Origin of the sequence: Photorhabdus africana (assembly GCF_035181445.1) — a bacterium.
GTDB classification, from domain to species: Bacteria; Pseudomonadota; Gammaproteobacteria; order Enterobacterales; family Enterobacteriaceae; genus Photorhabdus; species Photorhabdus laumondii.
In genome coordinates this window covers 74,936-91,834 of the sequence record NZ_JAXBVE010000010.1, presented here as the reverse complement: position 1 = coordinate 91,834, position 16,899 = coordinate 74,936, and the positions used below count along the sequence as shown (strand labels likewise).

17 protein-coding genes are annotated in these 16,899 nt (G+C 43.1%); 5 read left to right on the top strand and 12 right to left on the bottom strand.

Features of this window, described 5'->3' with window-relative positions; translation table 11 throughout:
• Positions 1-37 precede the first annotated feature (37 nt).
• The 7 genes from SLS51_RS08205 to SLS51_RS08175 all read right to left on the bottom strand — a co-directional run bounded on the left by SLS51_RS08205 (position 38) and on the right by SLS51_RS08175 (position 5,619).
• A complete protein-coding gene (locus SLS51_RS08205) occupies positions 38-1,003 on the bottom strand; it encodes an urease accessory protein UreD (RefSeq protein ID WP_323837226.1) in 966 nt (321 codons plus the stop codon).
• Positions 1,000-1,635 carry an urease accessory protein UreG gene (gene ureG / locus SLS51_RS08200; protein WP_011146430.1) on the bottom strand — a complete coding sequence of 212 codons (636 nt, stop codon included), beginning with the start codon at positions 1,633-1,635 and terminating at the stop codon, positions 1,000-1,002. Before ureG ends, SLS51_RS08205 begins: the two co-directional genes overlap by 4 nt.
• 51 nt (positions 1,636-1,686) lie before the next feature.
• A complete protein-coding gene (locus SLS51_RS08195) occupies positions 1,687-2,373 on the bottom strand; it encodes an urease accessory protein UreF (RefSeq protein WP_323837223.1) in 687 nt (228 codons plus the stop codon).
• Positions 2,370-2,966, bottom strand: a complete 597-nt coding sequence (locus SLS51_RS08190; RefSeq protein WP_323837221.1) for an urease accessory protein UreE — start codon at positions 2,964-2,966, stop codon at positions 2,370-2,372. Before SLS51_RS08190 ends, SLS51_RS08195 begins: the two co-directional genes overlap by 4 nt.
• 75 nt (positions 2,967-3,041) lie before the next feature.
• Positions 3,042-4,757 carry an urease subunit alpha gene (locus SLS51_RS08185; protein ID WP_323837219.1) on the bottom strand — a complete coding sequence of 572 codons (1,716 nt, stop codon included), beginning with the start codon at positions 4,755-4,757 and terminating at the stop codon, positions 3,042-3,044.
• 78 nt (positions 4,758-4,835) lie between these two features.
• Positions 4,836-5,225 carry an urease subunit beta gene (locus SLS51_RS08180; protein ID WP_323837217.1) on the bottom strand — a complete coding sequence of 130 codons (390 nt, stop codon included), beginning with the start codon at positions 5,223-5,225 and terminating at the stop codon, positions 4,836-4,838.
• A gap of 91 nt (positions 5,226-5,316) precedes the next feature.
• The gene (locus SLS51_RS08175; RefSeq protein WP_011146425.1) at positions 5,317-5,619 is read right to left on the bottom strand and encodes an urease subunit gamma; all 303 of its coding nucleotides are present in this window, start codon (positions 5,617-5,619) and stop codon (positions 5,317-5,319) included.
• Between the two features lie 320 nt (positions 5,620-5,939).
• Here SLS51_RS08175 and SLS51_RS08170 point away from each other — a divergent pair, with 320 nt between their 5' ends.
• From SLS51_RS08170 to SLS51_RS08160, 3 genes are all read left to right on the top strand, one after another.
• A complete protein-coding gene (locus SLS51_RS08170) occupies positions 5,940-6,965 on the top strand; it encodes a HoxN/HupN/NixA family nickel/cobalt transporter (RefSeq protein WP_323837210.1) in 1,026 nt (341 codons plus the stop codon).
• A gap of 113 nt (positions 6,966-7,078) precedes the next feature.
• On the top strand, positions 7,079-7,369 hold the full coding sequence (locus SLS51_RS08165) for a CopG family ribbon-helix-helix protein (protein ID WP_036806311.1): 291 nt from the start codon (positions 7,079-7,081) through the stop codon (positions 7,367-7,369).
• Positions 7,357-7,653, top strand: a complete 297-nt coding sequence (locus tag SLS51_RS08160; RefSeq protein WP_011146423.1) for a type II toxin-antitoxin system RelE/ParE family toxin — start codon at positions 7,357-7,359, stop codon at positions 7,651-7,653. The genes SLS51_RS08165 and SLS51_RS08160 overlap by 13 nt, the downstream gene beginning before the upstream one ends.
• 127 nt (positions 7,654-7,780) lie before the next feature.
• Here SLS51_RS08160 and pntB read toward each other — a convergent pair whose 3' ends face one another.
• Positions 7,781-9,169, bottom strand: coding sequence for a Re/Si-specific NAD(P)(+) transhydrogenase subunit beta (pntB, locus tag SLS51_RS08155; protein ID WP_323837203.1), 1,389 nt, complete (start codon positions 9,167-9,169; stop codon positions 7,781-7,783).
• A 10-nt stretch (positions 9,170-9,179) separates the two neighbouring features.
• Positions 9,180-10,709, bottom strand: coding sequence for a Re/Si-specific NAD(P)(+) transhydrogenase subunit alpha (pntA, locus tag SLS51_RS08150; protein WP_323837201.1), 1,530 nt, complete (start codon positions 10,707-10,709; stop codon positions 9,180-9,182).
• A gap of 387 nt (positions 10,710-11,096) precedes the next feature.
• Here pntA and ydgH point away from each other — a divergent pair, with 387 nt between their 5' ends.
• A complete protein-coding gene (ydgH, locus tag SLS51_RS08145; protein ID WP_323837199.1) occupies positions 11,097-12,050 on the top strand; it encodes a DUF1471 family protein YdgH in 954 nt (317 codons plus the stop codon).
• A 73-nt stretch (positions 12,051-12,123) separates the two neighbouring features.
• Here ydgH and stlE read toward each other — a convergent pair whose 3' ends face one another.
• The 3 genes from stlE to stlC form a co-directional block, all read right to left on the bottom strand.
• Complete coding sequence (gene stlE / locus SLS51_RS08140) at positions 12,124-12,366, bottom strand: stilbene biosynthesis acyl carrier protein StlE (protein ID WP_323837197.1); 243 nt, start codon at positions 12,364-12,366, stop codon at positions 12,124-12,126.
• Positions 12,367-12,445: 79 nt separating this feature from the next.
• Entirely contained in the window at positions 12,446-13,594 is a 1,149-nt protein-coding gene (stlD, locus tag SLS51_RS08135) for a beta-ketosynthase StlD (RefSeq protein ID WP_323837195.1), read from the bottom strand.
• A complete protein-coding gene (gene stlC / locus SLS51_RS08130) occupies positions 13,595-14,542 on the bottom strand; it encodes a stilbene biosynthesis aromatase StlC (RefSeq protein ID WP_323837193.1) in 948 nt (315 codons plus the stop codon).
• A gap of 935 nt (positions 14,543-15,477) precedes the next feature.
• Here stlC and SLS51_RS08125 point away from each other — a divergent pair.
• Positions 15,478-16,869 carry an amino acid permease gene (locus SLS51_RS08125; RefSeq protein ID WP_323837191.1) on the top strand — a complete coding sequence of 464 codons (1,392 nt, stop codon included), beginning with the start codon at positions 15,478-15,480 and terminating at the stop codon, positions 16,867-16,869.
• Positions 16,870-16,899 lie beyond the last annotated feature (30 nt).

Genomic DNA, 16,899 nt, shown 5'->3' with positions numbered 1-16,899 from the left:
TGGCGATAAAACCCGAAACAGATTTTCGTCCCAGGTTTTATCGCCAGATAAACGGCTCAGGCAGTGTAACACCAAGGATCTCCTCACGAGCTATACGCCAGAAAAGACGAATACCCGCTTTAACTTGATAAGTTTCTTTTCCCAATACCTTAAAGATTAGACCACACTGATGGGGTAAACGACTGGTACCACTCGCTATACCCGTTTCAGCATCGTACTGAGGAGCCATGCGCGCCAGAATACGATCGTGGTGAACCTGAGGTGTCAGCAAGATCACATTGCCAAATACATGAAACGGCCCCATCACCCCCACGCTGTTCAATGGCTGCTTTTTTGGCTCCAGTACATAACGCTCGGTAAACAATATCTTGCCATCAAAATCAGTTGCCGTAATACGTGATGAGTAAACCTCAAATTTAAACCCCTGATCAGCAGAGTGGTATTTGCGACCGGACATAATAATTTCAGAATAAATCAGGGTGGCGGTCGGATGAATGGTTATTTGAGTATCGGTGATAAACCGAGAGCCGCTGTGAGGTATTACCGGATCGGGCATCATTTCCAGATAGCCTCCCTGCTCTATCTGGATAGTTTGTACTTGCGCCGCGTAGTTATTCTCCATCGAATGAATCTTAGTCGCCGATTGGGTAGTGACATGACCAAACGCCTCTGGAGCGACATGAATGTCCAGCGCCAATCTATCCCCTTGCAAGATACATCCCGATGTGGAGATCATGAATACGCACGGCATCTGCGGTAGTGCCTCATCCCAATACAGCGCCCGCTGTACCAAATAAGGAACCCGACGTTTCATTTGCGCCAAAATGCTGCGATCACCACGCCGGGCAAATCCCAACCGTAGATAGCCACTTTTACCGACATCACCGCTTGCCATCTGGGGTGGTTCATCCTGAAATCGTGCAAGTTCCGGCGCATTGACACCAAGATTATTTGCCTGTTGACACGCTTCTCCAATATTTTGGGGCAAGCTGGTGGAAGTCATTGTGTCGCCTGTAATGAATGGGTAAACAGGAAATCACGCATGATCATATTTACCAACGTTTCAACACCCTCACCAGTTTTGCAATTGGTCAGGATATAAGGACGCTGACCACGCACAACTTGAGTGTCATGCTCCATCACCGCCAGACTGGCGCCAACATAAGGCGCTAAATCAATTTTGTTGATCACCAGAATATCGGCCTGTACCAAACCCGGACCGTTCTTACGCGGAATTTTCTCCCCTTCAGCGACATCAATCACATAAATATAAAAATCCGCCAACGCTGGACTAAAAGTGAGTGTCAGATTATCACCACCACTTTCAATCAACACAACGTCACTGTCAGGAAAACGCGCTTCCATCTCCTCTACCGCAGCAATATTCATACTGGGATCTTCGCGCACCGCGGTATGAGGGCAAGCGCCGGTTTCCACACCAAGTATCTTTTCTTCATCCAAAATGCCTTTCAAGGTACGTTTAACCTGTTTAGCATCCTCAGTGGTAACAATATCATTGGTGATAATCAGAGGTTTTATTCCGCGCTGAATCAAGATAGGGGTGATCACTTCAATAACGGCAGTCTTGCCTGAACCCACCGGACCGCCAATACCAATTCGGGTAATTTTTTTCACAAGGATTTCCTCATACGATTAAGAGGGGTTAAAAGCGATATCAGGATCAAGTTAGTTACTGAACAGCCGGGTAAACGCACTAACGTGCAGTGCTGCCAGAACATCGGTCATCGGTGCATAAGATGTCATCTGTTCAATCCCTCCCTTTTCCGCCTCATCACAAAACAGTTCAATATCTTGATTCAATGAGAATAAGATACGTTGAATTTCAATATGGGTAACACGCATCAGACGTATAGCCGCACTAAGTATCGTCATTGCAACGCCATATTGATGCATGACGATCACTTCACGTGGAACAGCACCCAATGCACTCATGACGACCGCCAAAGTAATCGGATAGGTACCGGCGGCAATATTGCTCTTTATTTGTGCTAACCACCATGCAATTAATGACTCACCAGTGACTTCAACTGCCATTTCCGCTAACTTTTTCCCCATCCGCGTGACCATAGTGCGACTTTCTTCATTTAATTTTCGGTTAAATACTGCCCAATCATGGGAGATAGCCGCATCATGCTGCCCACTATTCAGCGCCTGACACGCAGCCATTACCGCGCGGCCATCACTACTCACCGCCTGTAACAACGCGGTACGCGTAAAGTCGCTTAATGTTGCCACGTCATATACGATTTTGCTCTGAATGGCCGATTCTAAACCGTTTGAGAAAGAAAATGCGCCAACAGGCAGTACTGAATCCGCAAACTGCATGATTCTGATTAAGCGGAGAGCATTCATTTTAGTTTGATCACATGCTGGTTCAGAAATGTATTATCGACATGAACGTGTGTCGCGGAATCCTCTGCACCACCGAATAACAAGCGAGCCTCTGAGTTGTTAAGAGAAGACAATATCTCTTCACCTTTAACAAAGGAGTAAGGCAATGCATGAAAACCGTGGGTTTTCATGACTGAATCCATGACCTTAGTTGATACTGTCAGCGGAATATAAATCTGGTTATGTTTAATCACTGACTTCCAATGCTGGTTACCTAAAGCATGACCAAGTTCAAAGCTCGTTTTCATTACCGTCTCTAAATCTAATGACAGCAATGATTTCAGGTGAATAACCATCACATCACGCAAGCTCATTTGAACAATAACCGCCAGTCCTTTAGCTTCGTCCCACAATAAAACGTCGCCATCAGACAATATCTGATGACGGTCAAGGGAAATACCCAAATCCAACCCGTTAAGGGTGGATTTACGACAACGGCTTTTTTGCGCTTCCCATTGCGAAAGCACCAAGATATCCGGCGAGATCCCTTGCAAGCGATCTCGCCAGAAAACATCCTTTTTGGCATTACCAAGAATCTGTTCAATAACAATCATAAGATAATCCTCTGAACGCGTGGATCGGTTAATCCGGCCAGAAAAATATTCTCTGACCGGCAACAAAAAAATAGGTTAACTAAAGAAATAGCGCTGATTGAGCGCGACTGTCCTGACCGGTTTTACTGTGGCATATTCACCATTCACCCTGACGGCAAAGGTTTCTGCATCCACTTCAATCGTGGGCGTTTCAGCATTACGCACCATATCTTTCTTAGAGATAGCCCGGCAGTTGCGCACCGCCATAACTTGGCGCTCCAAACCAAGGCTCTCTTTTACCCCCAGTTCCATTGCCGCCTGGGATACAAAAGTGACACAGGTTTCCTGTAGGGTTTTGCCCAATGCGCCAAACATCGGACGATAAAATGTCGGTTGTGGTGTCGGCAGTGAAGCATTTGGATCCCCCATCACCGCCCAATTAATCATCCCGCCTTTAATCACCAACTTAGGTTTTGCGCCAAAAAAACGTGGCTCCCACAGCACCAGATCAGCCATTTTTCCCACTTCAATTGAACCGAGCACATGACTTATTCCCTGCGCAATCGCCGGGTTAATCGTAATTTTGGCGACATAACGTAATACACGGAAGTTGTCGTTATGTGCTGCGTCCTCCGGCAACTTGCCACGCGCCGCTTTCATGGCATGAGCAGTTTGCATCACACGCAGCCAGTTTTCTCCCACTCGTCCCATTGCCTGAGAATCACTGGAAAACATCGACAGTACGCCCATATCGTGCAAAACATTCTCCGCAGCAATGGTCTCTGGACGTACACGGCTTTCCGAAAATGCAACATCAGCCGGCACTTTGGGATTAAGGTTATGGCAAACCATAATCATATCAAATAGTTCTGCCTGACTATTGATACCGTAAGGCAGTGTGGGATTAGTCGAGCTGGGCAACACATTCATCTGGCTGGCAACTTTAATGATATCCGGTGCATGTCCGCCACCAGCGCCTTCGGTGTGGAACGTATGAATGGTGCGACCTTCAAAAGCATCAATGGTATCCTCAACATAACCGCCTTCATTCAGGCTATCGGTATGCACTGCGACTTGGATATCCATGTCATCCGCTACACGTAAGGCATTACGCAACGCGGAGTTAGTTGCGCCCCAGTCCTCATGCACTTTCAACCCGGCAACGCCCGCTTTGATCTGCTCAACTAGCGGCATAGCCACCGCGGCATGGCCCTTTCCCAAAATACCTACGTTAACCGGTAAACTTTCAAAAGCACGCAACATGCGGTGGATATGCCACGGACCGGCGGTGACAGTGGTACCGTTTGTGCCATCAGTGGGACCAACACCACCGCCGAAGAAAGTCGTCACACCATTGGATAAAGCATGTTCAGCCTGTTGAGGAGAAATAAAATGAATATGGGTATCAATGCCAGCTGCCGTGAGGATGAGATGTTCACCAGATATCGCATCAGTACTCACACCAACCACCATACCGGGGGTAACACCATTCATCATGTTAGGATTACCACTTTTACCTATCCCGACAATGCGTCCCCCTTTTATACCGACATCCGCTTTAATAACGCCTTGCCGGGCATCCAAAATCGTGACGCTGGTAATCACCAAATCCAAGACGTTTTCGCTGGTCATACGGTTATCCGCACCCATACCATCACGCAGCGATTTGCCCCCGCCATAGACCGATTCATCACCATAGCCACGCAGATCTTTCTCAATTTCAATAAATAGATTGGTATCACCCAAGCGGATCTTATCGCCAATCGTTGGACCAAAAAGACCTACATATTCCTGTCGGGAAATGGTTGGCATAGTTTATTCCTTTGTTCGAAAGATTTTCCGACGTTCGTTAACTCTACCTCGAATTTATTCGATAATAACTCGATTCTACTACCCGGCATGTAACCAAGTTTTTTCCACAGGCTCATCAATAGCAACCTGACTTTTACCCGCCCAACCATCAACTAAATTATCAAATCCATAAACGTTTTGTTTCCCCCCTATCGGGATTAATGACACCTCGATTTCATCACCGGGTTCAAAACGGATAGCAGTTGTTGCGGTGATATTAAGTCGTTTACCAAACGCAGCCGCACGATTAAATTGCAAAGCTTTATTTACTTCAAAAAAATGGAAATGAGATCCCACCTGAATAGGACGATCACCTGAATTACGAATTTTTAATTGAATAACCGGACGATCTTCATTAAAGGAGATCGGGTCTTTAGCCAGAATATACCCCCCCAACGGAGTAATATCTTCTTTATTATTTTTTTCCATCGGAAAATCTCCACGTTAAGACGTGAGTCAAGACATAAGTTAATATTTTGTCTAGATAATTTTTCCTGCTATTTACAATTTGTTTCAGCAATTATTGAATGGGATCATGCACAGTGACCAAACGACTACCATCAGTAAATATTGCTTCAACCTGTACATGCGGAATAAGATCAGCGACGCCATCCATCACATCCTCTTTAGTCAGAACATGCCTGGAATCATCCATCACTTCTTCCAATGTTTTCCCCTCTCTGGCACCTTCCAATGCAGCCGCAGTAATAATCGCAACGGCTTCAGGATAATTGAGTTTTAAACCGCGAGACTTACGCTTTAATGCGACATCAGCCAGTGTATATACCATGAGTTTTTCAATTTCCCTTGGTGTTAATTGCATAAAGCCCCCTAATTATTGGTTATTCCATACAGCCACACTGGTTGCTGTCCCTATCCGAATATTGATTTAGATAATCTTTTAGTAAAAAATCTTTGACACAAAGAGCATAATATGTCAATTAAGATTATTCTTTTCAATACAGGTTAGTCCTCTTACCTCTTATTTAAGTTTATCCAAAGTAATATTACAAGCTGATGAGTATTCTTATTAGTGAAAAAATTATAGGTCATGAAGTCAGAAAATACTTACTGTTTTTTTTGACTTCTAGCAATCACCCGTAAGGCGGGTTTTACATTTACAGATTTACAGGTATTCCATATATGAATAATTCAACGGATAAAAAACGTGCTGTATCTCTTCTGGTTGTTTTGATTGCCGCCAATGTATTGGCTTGGGTTTGGGCATTTATCGCTTTCCGTCATCATGCGGTTATGATGGGAGCAGCCCTGTTGGCTTACGGTTATGGACTGCGCCATGCAGTCGATGCTGATCATATTGCCGCAATTGATAACGTCACCCGTAAATTGATGCAACAGGGTAAATCACCCATTGCTGTCGGCGCTTTCTTTTCTCTTGGGCACTCTACCATTGTTATTCTGGCTTGCTTCGCCATTGTTCTAACCTCTATGGCGTTTAAAGATCAAATGGGCTGGGTTCATGACTATGGCGGCATTGTTGGTACCTTAGTTTCTGCCTGTTTTCTGTTAGCGATAGCCCTGATTAATTTGCTGATATTGAAAAGCGTCTATCAGAAGTTTCAGGCGATCAAACGTGGCAGAAATTTGGCTAAAAGTGATTTGACTGAACTGGAAACGACGCCGGGCGGGATCATGACACGCTTGTTTCACTCAGTCTTCCGGCTGGTAAGCAAAAGCTGGCATATGTATTTGGTCGGTTTTCTGTTTGGCTTGGGTTTTGACACCGCTACCGAAGTTGGGCTATTAAGTATATCTGCCGCCGGTTCTCTCAGTGGACTTCCTCTGTGGTCGTTGATGGTATTCCCGGCGCTATTTACCAGCGGCATGGCACTCATCGACTCATTGGATAATTTTGTGATGGTGGGAGCCTATGGTTGGGCGTTTTCCCAACCGACACGCAAACTCTACTACAACATGACCATTACTGGAGCTTCCGTTGCCGTAGCACTGTTCATTGGTGGATTGGAAGCGCTTGGGCTTATTGCTGAGCAGTGGGATTTACATGGCGTTTTCTGGAACACTATCGGGGCATTAAACGACAACATGGGCAATGTCGGTTTTTGGGTTGTCGGGATTTTTATTCTGTTCTGGACATTATCTGTGATGAATTACCGCTGGCGGGGGTACGATACGCTGGAAATTAAATAACAAACGCAGAACTCTTCACATAACCGTGCGATGTATTACATCCTGAAATGTTGTTATGCTCGCTATCTAATGATAGCATTTGTGTTACTAGTGATATCATTGTGAGAAAGGTTATGCATAAACAAACGAAACAGACAATAACCCTTCGCTTAGATGAAGGGTTAAAAACACGCATTAAAGCGTTGGCTGACACGCAAGGCATTTCTGCCCATTCGCTTATGGTACGTTCAATCGAAAGTGAAATTGATACTTTGGAGGCCAGACAACAATTTTTACGTGATGCCGAAAACGCTTGGTTAGAATATGAAGCCACCGGTTTACATTTAACTGGCAGTGAACTTTGTAATTGGCTGGATGCGATTGTACGTGGCGAGGATAAGGAGCCACCTGAATGCCATCTGTAATAGTCACTCCCGCAGCAACAAGGGATATAAATCGTCTTATTGATTTCTTATATCAACGCGATACAGTTGCTGCGAAGTCGGCACTTAGTATCATTAGCAAACACATCCAAGCACTGGAATCTAACGTCTTATCTGGACGGCCAACAGAAATTTATCCACTCTTTGAGTTAATTATCCCTTTTGGTGGTACAGGCTATATATTGTTATACAGAGAACTTCCCGGAAGTAATACGCGTTACATTTTGGCTATCCGTCACCAGCGAGAAATCAACTATAAGCACTAACTTAAGCATTAATAACTAGTGAATCGCAAATAAAGTAAAACAACGAATGTAATTTCTGTCTCTTAATCAAGAAATCTGACTAAGAGACAGTAAATCCATCATAGCTGTAAGTTAAAACAATAGAAAATCACAGTGCACGCAGGATTGCCTCTACGCTCGCCTTCGCATCACCGAACAACATTTGGCTATTGTCTTTAAAGAATAGTGGATTTTGCACACCAGCGTAACCTGTATTCATAGAGCGTTTGAACACAACAACATTTTGTGCTTTCCAGACTTCCAGAACGGGCATTCCCGCAATTGGACTGTTGGGATCTTCCTGTGCCGCTGGGTTAACGGTGTCGTTGGCACCAATAACCAGTACGGTATCGGTATCAGAGAAATCATCATTGATTTCATCCATTTCCAGAACAACGTCGTAAGGCACTTTTGCTTCTGCCAACAGCACGTTCATATGCCCAGGCAGACGCCCCGCAACGGGATGAATACCAAAGCGGACGTTAACTCCCTTCTCACGCAGTTTGGCCGTGATGTCATGTACCGGATACTGCGCCTGTGCAACAGCCATACCGTACCCCGGCGTGATGATAACAGAAGTTGAGTTTTTCAACAGTTCAGCAACGTCTTCCGCTGTGGTTTCACGGTACTCACCCATCTCCTGATCATCACCGGTTGAAGAACCATCCGTACCAAACCCGCCGGCAATCACACTGATAAAAGAGCGGTTCATGGCCTTACACATGATGTAAGAGAGAATCGCCCCCGAAGAACCAACCAGTGCACCCGTTACAATCAACAAATCATTGCTCAACATGAAACCCGCTGCTGCTGCGGCCCAACCCGAATAAGAGTTCAGCATTGAAACCACCACTGGCATATCCGCACCACCGATGGAAGCAACCAAATGCCAACCAAATACCAATGCAATTGCTGTCATAAGCAACAACGTGAACACTTGCAGACCAATACTTTCTGTTTTTACAAAAGTAATTAACAACACAAACGAGATAACTAGCGCGGCAAGGTTTAGTTTATGACGATTTGGCAACATCAGCGGCTTGGAAGAAATTTTTCCACATAACTTCCCAAATGCCACAACAGAACCGGTGAAAGTAACCGCACCAATGAAAACCCCCAAGAAGACTTCTGTTAGATGGATATTCTCCATCACGGGTTCTGCAAAGCTATCGTGAGCAATAAAGCTATTAAAACCGACCAGCACGGCGGCCAAACCAACAAAACTGTGCAGAATAGCAACCAGCTCCGGCATTTCAGTCATTTCAACTTTATTTGCCAGACGAATACCAATCACCGCACCGATCACCATCGCCAGAATAACCCAGACAACACTTCCGGTATCAGGCCCGAAAATAGTTGCAATCAATGCGATTGCCATTCCGGTGATACCAAAAATATTTCCGCGTTTAGAACTTTCATGACGAGATAAACCTGCCAGGCTGAAAATAAATAAAATGGCGGCAACAATATAAGCTGCTGTAACGACTCCACTCGACATTAGTTACCCCTTAGTCCTTACGAAACATTTTCAGCATACGTTGAGTGACAGTGAAGCCACCGAAGATATTAATGCTGGCAATAAGAACAGCAATAAATGAGAAGAAACTTACCCATCCACCATCACCAATTTGTAATAACGCCCCAACGACAATAATCCCCGAAATGGCATTAGTGACCGACATTAACGGTGTATGCAACGCATGGCTGACATTCCAGACCACGTAATAACCCACCACACAAGCCAGCGCGAAAACAGTAAAGTGAGATAAGAACTCTTTTGGCGCAACATTGGCTAACCAACCGAACAAGATAACCGCCAATGCCAATAAACCATATTTCAACCAAGGTGAAACGGGTTTCGCCGCTGGCTTTTCTGCTTTAATTGATGCCGGTTTTGCCTGCGGCTGGGCCGAAACTTGAATGGGTGGTGCCGGCCAGGTCATTTCGCCCTCTTTGACAACTGTCACGCCACGAATAACCACATCGTCAAAATCAATATTGATTTCGCCATTTTTCTCTTTACACAGTAATTTCAGCAAATTAACCAAATTAGTGCCGTAGAGTTGTGAAGATTGTGTCGGCAAGCGACTTGGCAAATCGGTGTAACCAATAATTTTCACACCATTTGCAGTAATAACCAATTTATCTGCTTGCGTTAATTCACAGTTTCCTCCGGTCTGAGCGGCCAGATCAACAATCACGCTACCCGGTTTCATGGATTCAACCATCTCTTTGGTGATAAGACGTGGAGCTGGTTTTCCCGGAATTAACGCTGTTGTCACAATGATGTCAACTTCTTTTGCCTGTTCAGCAAAAAGCGCCATCTCTGCTTTAATGAAGGCTTCGGACATGACTTTTGCATATCCGTCACCACTACCGGCCTCTTCTTCAAAATTCAGCTCAAGAAATTCCGCCCCCATGCTCTGAACTTGTTCTTTAACTTCAGGACGAGTATCAAATGCACGAACAACCGCGCCCAAGCTGCCCGCAGCACCCACAGCAGCTAAACCAGCAACACCGGCACCAATAATCATCACCTTGGCTGGCGGGACTTTTCCTGCCGCAGTAATCTGACCCGTAAAGAAACGACCAAATTCGTGAGCGGCCTCGACTATTGCACGATAACCGGCAATATTTGCCATAGAACTTAACGCATCCAGCGACTGTGCTCTGGAAATACGCGGCACTGAATCCATTGCCAACACCGTGACTTTGCGGTCTGATAACTTCTGCAATAACTCAGGGTTTTGCGCTGGCCAGACAAAACTCACCAACGTACTCCCTTCTTTCATTAATGCAATTTCGTCATCCTCAGGAGCATTCACCTTTAAAATAATATCTGAACGCCAAATATTATGACGATCAGTAATTTCAGCACCTACTTGTTGGTAAGCACTATCCTCAAAGCTGGCTAAATGCCCTGCTCCACTCTCAACAACGACATTAAATCCCAATTTCAGCAGGTGTTCCACCGTGTTCGGTGTGGCTGCAACACGTGCTTCATTGGCAAGTCGCTCCTTCGGTACACCAATACGCATAATGTTCCCTTCCTAAAGCCTAAGATTAATGATGATTATTGCTTGTTACAGTCAATTTAGCGATTAAATTAACTTTATTACTGCCATCAGTAAAATCTATCAACAAATATTTTGATAACAAATTGAAAATATTATCGATGATAGATAACGAATGTGTAAAAAAATAACTAAGTAGTATTACCAGTGCAAATCGCAATTTTAACTGGACTACCCGCTATGTTGATAAAAACTTATGGCACCCTATCCTTAAACTTGCATTCATTCATACTGATAGCATAAATTCGTGGGACATTAGCTATTATTACATGTAATAATTATCGGCTATGTGATGCACAACCATGTTCAGCAAGTTACAACTATTTAATGCGCAAGGTGGAAGGATTTTTTATGAAGCTGAAAACAACGATCATTGCAGCAGCGGTACTCTCATTAACGGGTATTACCACTGTTCAAGCAGCTCAGGAGTTATCCCCGGAGAAAGCAGCAGAGCTGAAACCATTTAAACGTATTACAGTTACGGGCCCTTTTAATGCTATTTATGAAGCTGCCGATGCGGTTTCCCGTCGTGCAGACAAAATGGGTGCAGATGGGTTTTATATCCAAAGCCTTGACGATCTAAATAATAGCGGCAATCTGCGCGTTACAGCTGATCTGTACCACAAAGATGCAGAGAAAATTGATAATTTACCTAAATATCGTCTGTTCCGCGGCATCAAAGAATTACCCAAAGCAGAAGCTATAACGTTGGAACCATTCGATACTGTCACTATTAACGGCTTTTACGACAATGAACCCGATTTGAATGAAGCCATTGCAAAAGAAGCCAAGAAAAAAGGCGCTGCGGCTTTCTTTATTGTTCGTCAGGTTGCAATCAATGATGGCGGTAATCAGACGGTGACAGCTTATGTTTATAAAGATGATGCGCCAAAACGCCAAATTCAGGCTGATGAAGCTGTTATCCCGGCAGATTCCGATTCTGGACGTACTGCATTGGCTGCTGGTGGCGAATCAGCTAAGAAAGTAGAAATTCCTGGTTTAGCCTCTTCAACTTCAACCAGTAATTCTGTTGGCCGCTTCTTTGAAACCCAGTATTCTAAAGGTGAACGTTACACTGTAACTCTTCCTGATGGCACAAAAATCCAAGAATTAAATAAAGTCAGCGCTGCTCAGATGGTTCCTTTTGATTCCATCACCTTTTCAGGTTACTACAACAGCATGCCTGATGTTTCTTATGAAGTGGCTAAACGTGCCGCGGCTAAAGGTGCTAAGTACTATCATATTACTCGTGAATGGCAATCCAGTGGTGGTACCTCCACTATCAGTGCAGATCTGTTCAAATAACCAAAAACAAAAAAGGCACACATGACAATCATATGTGCTTTTTTTATTTGTAAAGATAATAAAGTTCTTCAAATTAGTGAGCGGATTCTAATTTCGAATCGATACAATCAATGGCATTCTGTATCGTCACTATTTTTTCCGCTTCTTCATCATCAATAGTTACCCCGAAATGCTCTTCCAGAGCCATAATCAGTTCAACATTATCTAACGAGTCGGCACCTAATTCCTCGAATGTTTGTGTATTAAGAATCTGGGTTTCAGGTATTCCAAGTTGTTCTGCAACAACGCTTTTGACACGATTCTCTAAATTTTCCACGCTGTATTTTCCTAGATGTACCAATTACAAGGGGAAACAGGTTGTTTCCCCATTCTTCATTAACACTAAGATTAAATATTTACACGACAGTCAGGTGCATGAATGCCCCGGTGAATCTGGCACTTTCAGGGATAAAACATAACAGACGCTGATCTTTCTTCAATTTACCCGACTTCATAAGCTCATCCAACATGATATAAATAGAAGCCGATCCGGTATTTCCTTTCACTGTTAAGTTAGTAAACCAACGCTCTTGTTCAATACTAAAATTAATATCGTCAAGACCCTCGGAAAATTTCATGCGGAAATATTCAGATGAGTAATGAGGCAAGAACCAATCAATAGATTCTGAAGATAAGTTACGATCAGCAACTATCCGTCTCAATGGTTCGGTAAGTGTGTATTTAACGACCCTCTCATTTAAATATCTGACATCTTGTTTGATGCAGAAAACAGAATATGCAAGCCAATCAGCCTGACTCATTTGAGCCCAACCTTTCAAACTGCCATCTGCTAACTTTTCTCCACCTGAGTACATACATGTCTCTTGCTCATTAGCAAAAGAGTAAATATCTATCCAATCAATTCGTAATGAAACACCATCAGGTCGAGGTTTGTTTTCAAGTAAAGCAGCGCCAGCACCATCAGAAAGCATCCAACGTAGAAAATCTTTTTCAAAAGCGATTTCAGGGCGTCGTTCCAGTTCTGCAACCCGAGCTTCGTTTTCACTCTGGAAATTGCGGGCATGCAATACAGTGGAAGGTACTTCCGACGTTGTTGAAACCGCATTACTTGTCGCTCCTGAAAGAACGGACAAATAAGCATATTTCATCGCTGTCATACCCGCAGCACAAGCACCGGAAGTTGAGATAACTTCACAGGGTTTATTTTTGAGCTCTCCATGAACCATGACACCATGACCCGGTATAATTTGATCAGAAGTACCACTGCTTGCTGCCAGACTTTGCATATCGTCTAAAGAGAAGTGTTCATCAACCAAACCTTTTACTGCCTCAGCCGCTAGTTGAGCAGATGTATAAGTTGCCTCACCTGTCTCAGGATCCAGTGCATAATGGCGATATTTGATACCATTATTGCGAAGGACTATATGACGAGATCTTGATGGACGACCACCAACAAAACCAAGGACAGATTCCATTGTATTATTATCTATCGGGTTTCCCGGCATAAACGCGGAAACTTTGGTGATATAAACGTTGTTACTCATTTACTTATTTATCTCCTTATCATCATAGCGGGCAGAACCAGAAGGTTGTTCATAGTATTTCTGTAATTCATTAAGACGTTCTTTCAATAATGGGGTAAGCAAACGGCGAACAACCACAGAAATAGGAAAAACAACGAGTACCATCAATATCAAATAGGTTACAAACAACGCTAATAAAGAGCGTCTTACCCATATCCCTCGTTTGCCCACACGGCAAATCAACCCTGACCAAAATCTAAATCCTCGATGTGCCGCACGTTCACCGAAAATAAAAGCTTGGTCGACAACCGCCGCTCCCAGACCTTTCAACATCGGAGCATCAACTTTCTCTTTATCCGTTTTGAGCGCTGCCAACAATGCATCACCAAAACGTGTAGCATCTTTAACATCTTTCTCCGATACGCCCGCCCGCGGTAAACTAGAAAATGGCTGTCTTTTTCCTGTCATTAACCATATCGGGGTTGTGAATACTGTTGCAAAAAAGTTTGCTTTATCAACAAAGACCACGTTATCGCGCAGATACGCTCCACTTTCATGTAGCAGTCTTTTGACAGTTTCCTGAGCTATCAACCACATGTTTCGGCAAGCAATAACTGTCACCACCGGTCGGCCATTAAGTAAACGCTTTCCTTCTTCACTCTTAAGAAATGCCACTATTGGAGGAGCCGGTGATAAATACCAAACCTGGTAGCCTAATATGACCAAATCAAAAGGTTCTTCGTCTTCCAGACCCAAAGGCGCTAGCTCAGGTGGATGTAACTGCACTGTTTCTGGGAAAACATCAACAAATTTAGAAAACTTCCAGGGAAATTCAAATGCTGGAATCGGTTTCAGAATAACTTCACGGATGTATATCTCGTCAGACTCTTGCAGGGGTGAAATTAAGCTTTTTACCACCTCGATCAATTGGCCGCTTTGGGAATACGACACCACAAGAACACGTTTCATATGTTCTAACCTTTATGAATATTTAATACTGAGCCATTCATCGGCACCTAAAAGATAAAAATTTGAATGACAACTGTCCTCTAACCATCTGAGAATATTTTTTGGCATATGTACATATAATCATTCCTGAAAATTAAAAACATATACAAGAAAAATAAGTTAATAAATCACAGAGTAATATTTTCACAAACAATATAAATCAAAGCAGTCGTTGTCAACATGATTTTTTTATTTTTATATAAGATTAGTTTTATATCACATTGTGGAAATTTAATTAGTTACTGATAAAAAAATCAATAAATAATATATTAACTTGAATATAAAATTAACAAGATCAATTAAAAACCAATAAATATTTAAATCAAATCAATAAATTAAAAAACGTTCCATACGTTTTAATTTTATAAAACATTCATAACATTATGAAACTACATATTCAATAGATTAATTTAATAATCTGACATGAAAACAAGAGATGATTATTACTTAGCAGTAATATTACATAACAAAATGAAAATTAGAGGTAAAACTTTATTTTTCACAACTATTTTTATTAAATTTTGAGATCGATCGAAAAAATTAAAATAAAAATTACTTAATTAGTAATAACACCATAGTAATTCATGCTTATTACCTATTTACCTTAGTACAATAAACAGCATTATAAAAATAACGCATATCAGCTTATAAAAATAAATTGCACCTCACTAAATTTACTATCAAACAATGCATAAATTTTATCGTTATTTGCATAGAAAACCATTGCATCCAGCTCATACCCTTCGTAGAATCCCCCCCTATTTCTAGGTTCAATCAGTCTGTTTCTCCGTTCTGTACAGCTTGGAAGCGATGAAAACCCGATACCCAGTTCATCTTTATGATCAGGATAACGAACTGGTTAATAATGCAGTTTATGTCATATTAGGAACATATTTTTGGAAAAGAAACTAGGTCTCACAGCGCTTACTGCTCTGGTACTCAGCTCTATGGTCGGTGCGGGTGTTTTCAGCTTACCGCAGAATATGGCTGAAATCGCTAGCCCGGCGGCGTTAATGATCGGCTGGGGAATAACAAGTGTCGGTATCCTGTTCCTGGCTACCGCACTGTTACTGCTCTCTCGTCTTCGTCCGGATCTTGATGGAGGGATTTTCACTTATGCCAAAGAAGGCTTTGGTGAACTAATAGGCTTCTGTTCTGCCTGGGGATATTGGTTATGCGCAGTCGTTGCCAATGTTTCTTATCTAGTTATCGTTTTTGCCGCCCTGAGTTTCTTTACTGATAAAGAGGGCATTGTCATCTTTGGTGATGGCAATACTTGGCAGTCCCTATTGGGAGAATCTATTCTACTCTGGTTCGTACATTGGTTAGTACTCCGCGGCGTTCAAACCGCAGCCGGCATCAACAAATTGGCGACAATGGCAAAATTGCTGCCTTTGGGTGCTTTCATCATACTTGCCGCCATCGCTTTCAAAATGGATATCTTTCATTTCGACTTTAAAGGCATCGATCTAGGGGTTCCTGTCTGGCAACAAGTAAAAGATACCATGTTGATTACCCTTTGGGTTTTTATTGGTATTGAAGGTGCTGTTGTAGTTTCAGCCAGAGCGAAAAAACGGACAGATGTGGGTATTGCAACCATGCTGGCTGTCGTTGCGGCGTTAGCAACATATATCTTGGTCACCCTACTCTCCTTTGGATTAGTACCGCGACCTGAGTTAGCAGCAATGCGCAATCCATCAATGGCAAACCTAATGGTAGGACTTGTTGGCTCCGCAGGTGAAATCATTATTGCGGCCGGATTGATTGTCTCCGTCTGTGGAGCTTATCTGAGTTGGACAATCATGGCAGCAGAAGTGCCATTTATCGCTTCCCAACACGGCTCTTTTCCAAAAGTATTTAACCGGCAAAACCGCAATAATGCGCCATCATCTTCATTATGGTTCACTAATGGCGCTGTACAACTCTCTCTCGTTTTGATCTGGTTGAGTGGAAGCAACTACAATTCATTGCTGACAATTGCATCTGAAATGATTTTAGTGCCCTATTTCCTTGTCGGAGCATTTCTTTTAAAAGTCGCTTTTGATCGTAGTAATAAGGGGTTATTACTCATTGCTGTTGGAGCATGCATTTATGGCATATGGCTGCTTTATGCATCCGGTTTGATGAATTTGCTATTGTCTGTTGTTCTCTATGCGCCAGGTCTTATTGTTTTTTTGTATGCACGCCGCCAAAACCCGCAGAAAAATAGCTTACATCTGGCTGAAAAGCTCACGATTGTCGCATTGCTGATAACAGCAATTCCTGCCACTGGGTTGCTGATCAAGTAATCCCGTCAGATCCAGCCATTATTCTCCTGT

Excerpts from the sequence above, each read along its gene's own strand:
- stlC (WP_323837193.1), bottom strand. The coding sequence starts at position 14,542 with ATGAAACGTGTTCTTGTGGTGTCGTATTCCCAAAGCGGCCAATTGATC.
- SLS51_RS08190 (WP_323837221.1), bottom strand. The coding sequence starts at position 2,966 with ATGATTGTTATTGAACAGATTCTTGGTAATGCCAAAAAGGATGTTTTC.
- SLS51_RS08160 (WP_011146423.1), top strand. The coding sequence starts at position 7,357 with ATGCCATCTGTAATAGTCACTCCCGCAGCAACAAGGGATATAAATCGT.
- pntB (WP_323837203.1), bottom strand. The coding sequence starts at position 9,169 with ATGTCGAGTGGAGTCGTTACAGCAGCTTATATTGTTGCCGCCATTTTA.
- SLS51_RS08165 (WP_036806311.1), top strand. The coding sequence starts at position 7,079 with ATGCATAAACAAACGAAACAGACAATAACCCTTCGCTTAGATGAAGGG.
- ydgH (WP_323837199.1), top strand. The coding sequence starts at position 11,097 with ATGAAGCTGAAAACAACGATCATTGCAGCAGCGGTACTCTCATTAACG.
- SLS51_RS08175 (WP_011146425.1), bottom strand. The coding sequence starts at position 5,619 with ATGCAATTAACACCAAGGGAAATTGAAAAACTCATGGTATATACACTG.
- SLS51_RS08195 (WP_323837223.1), bottom strand. The coding sequence starts at position 2,373 with ATGAATGCTCTCCGCTTAATCAGAATCATGCAGTTTGCGGATTCAGTA.
- SLS51_RS08185 (WP_323837219.1), bottom strand. The coding sequence starts at position 4,757 with ATGCCAACCATTTCCCGACAGGAATATGTAGGTCTTTTTGGTCCAACG.
- stlD (WP_323837195.1), bottom strand. The coding sequence starts at position 13,594 with ATGAGTAACAACGTTTATATCACCAAAGTTTCCGCGTTTATGCCGGGA.
- SLS51_RS08180 (WP_323837217.1), bottom strand. The coding sequence starts at position 5,225 with ATGGAAAAAAATAATAAAGAAGATATTACTCCGTTGGGGGGGTATATT.
- SLS51_RS08170 (WP_323837210.1), top strand. The coding sequence starts at position 5,940 with ATGAATAATTCAACGGATAAAAAACGTGCTGTATCTCTTCTGGTTGTT.
- pntA (WP_323837201.1), bottom strand. The coding sequence starts at position 10,709 with ATGCGTATTGGTGTACCGAAGGAGCGACTTGCCAATGAAGCACGTGTT.
- SLS51_RS08205 (WP_323837226.1), bottom strand. The coding sequence starts at position 1,003 with ATGACTTCCACCAGCTTGCCCCAAAATATTGGAGAAGCGTGTCAACAG.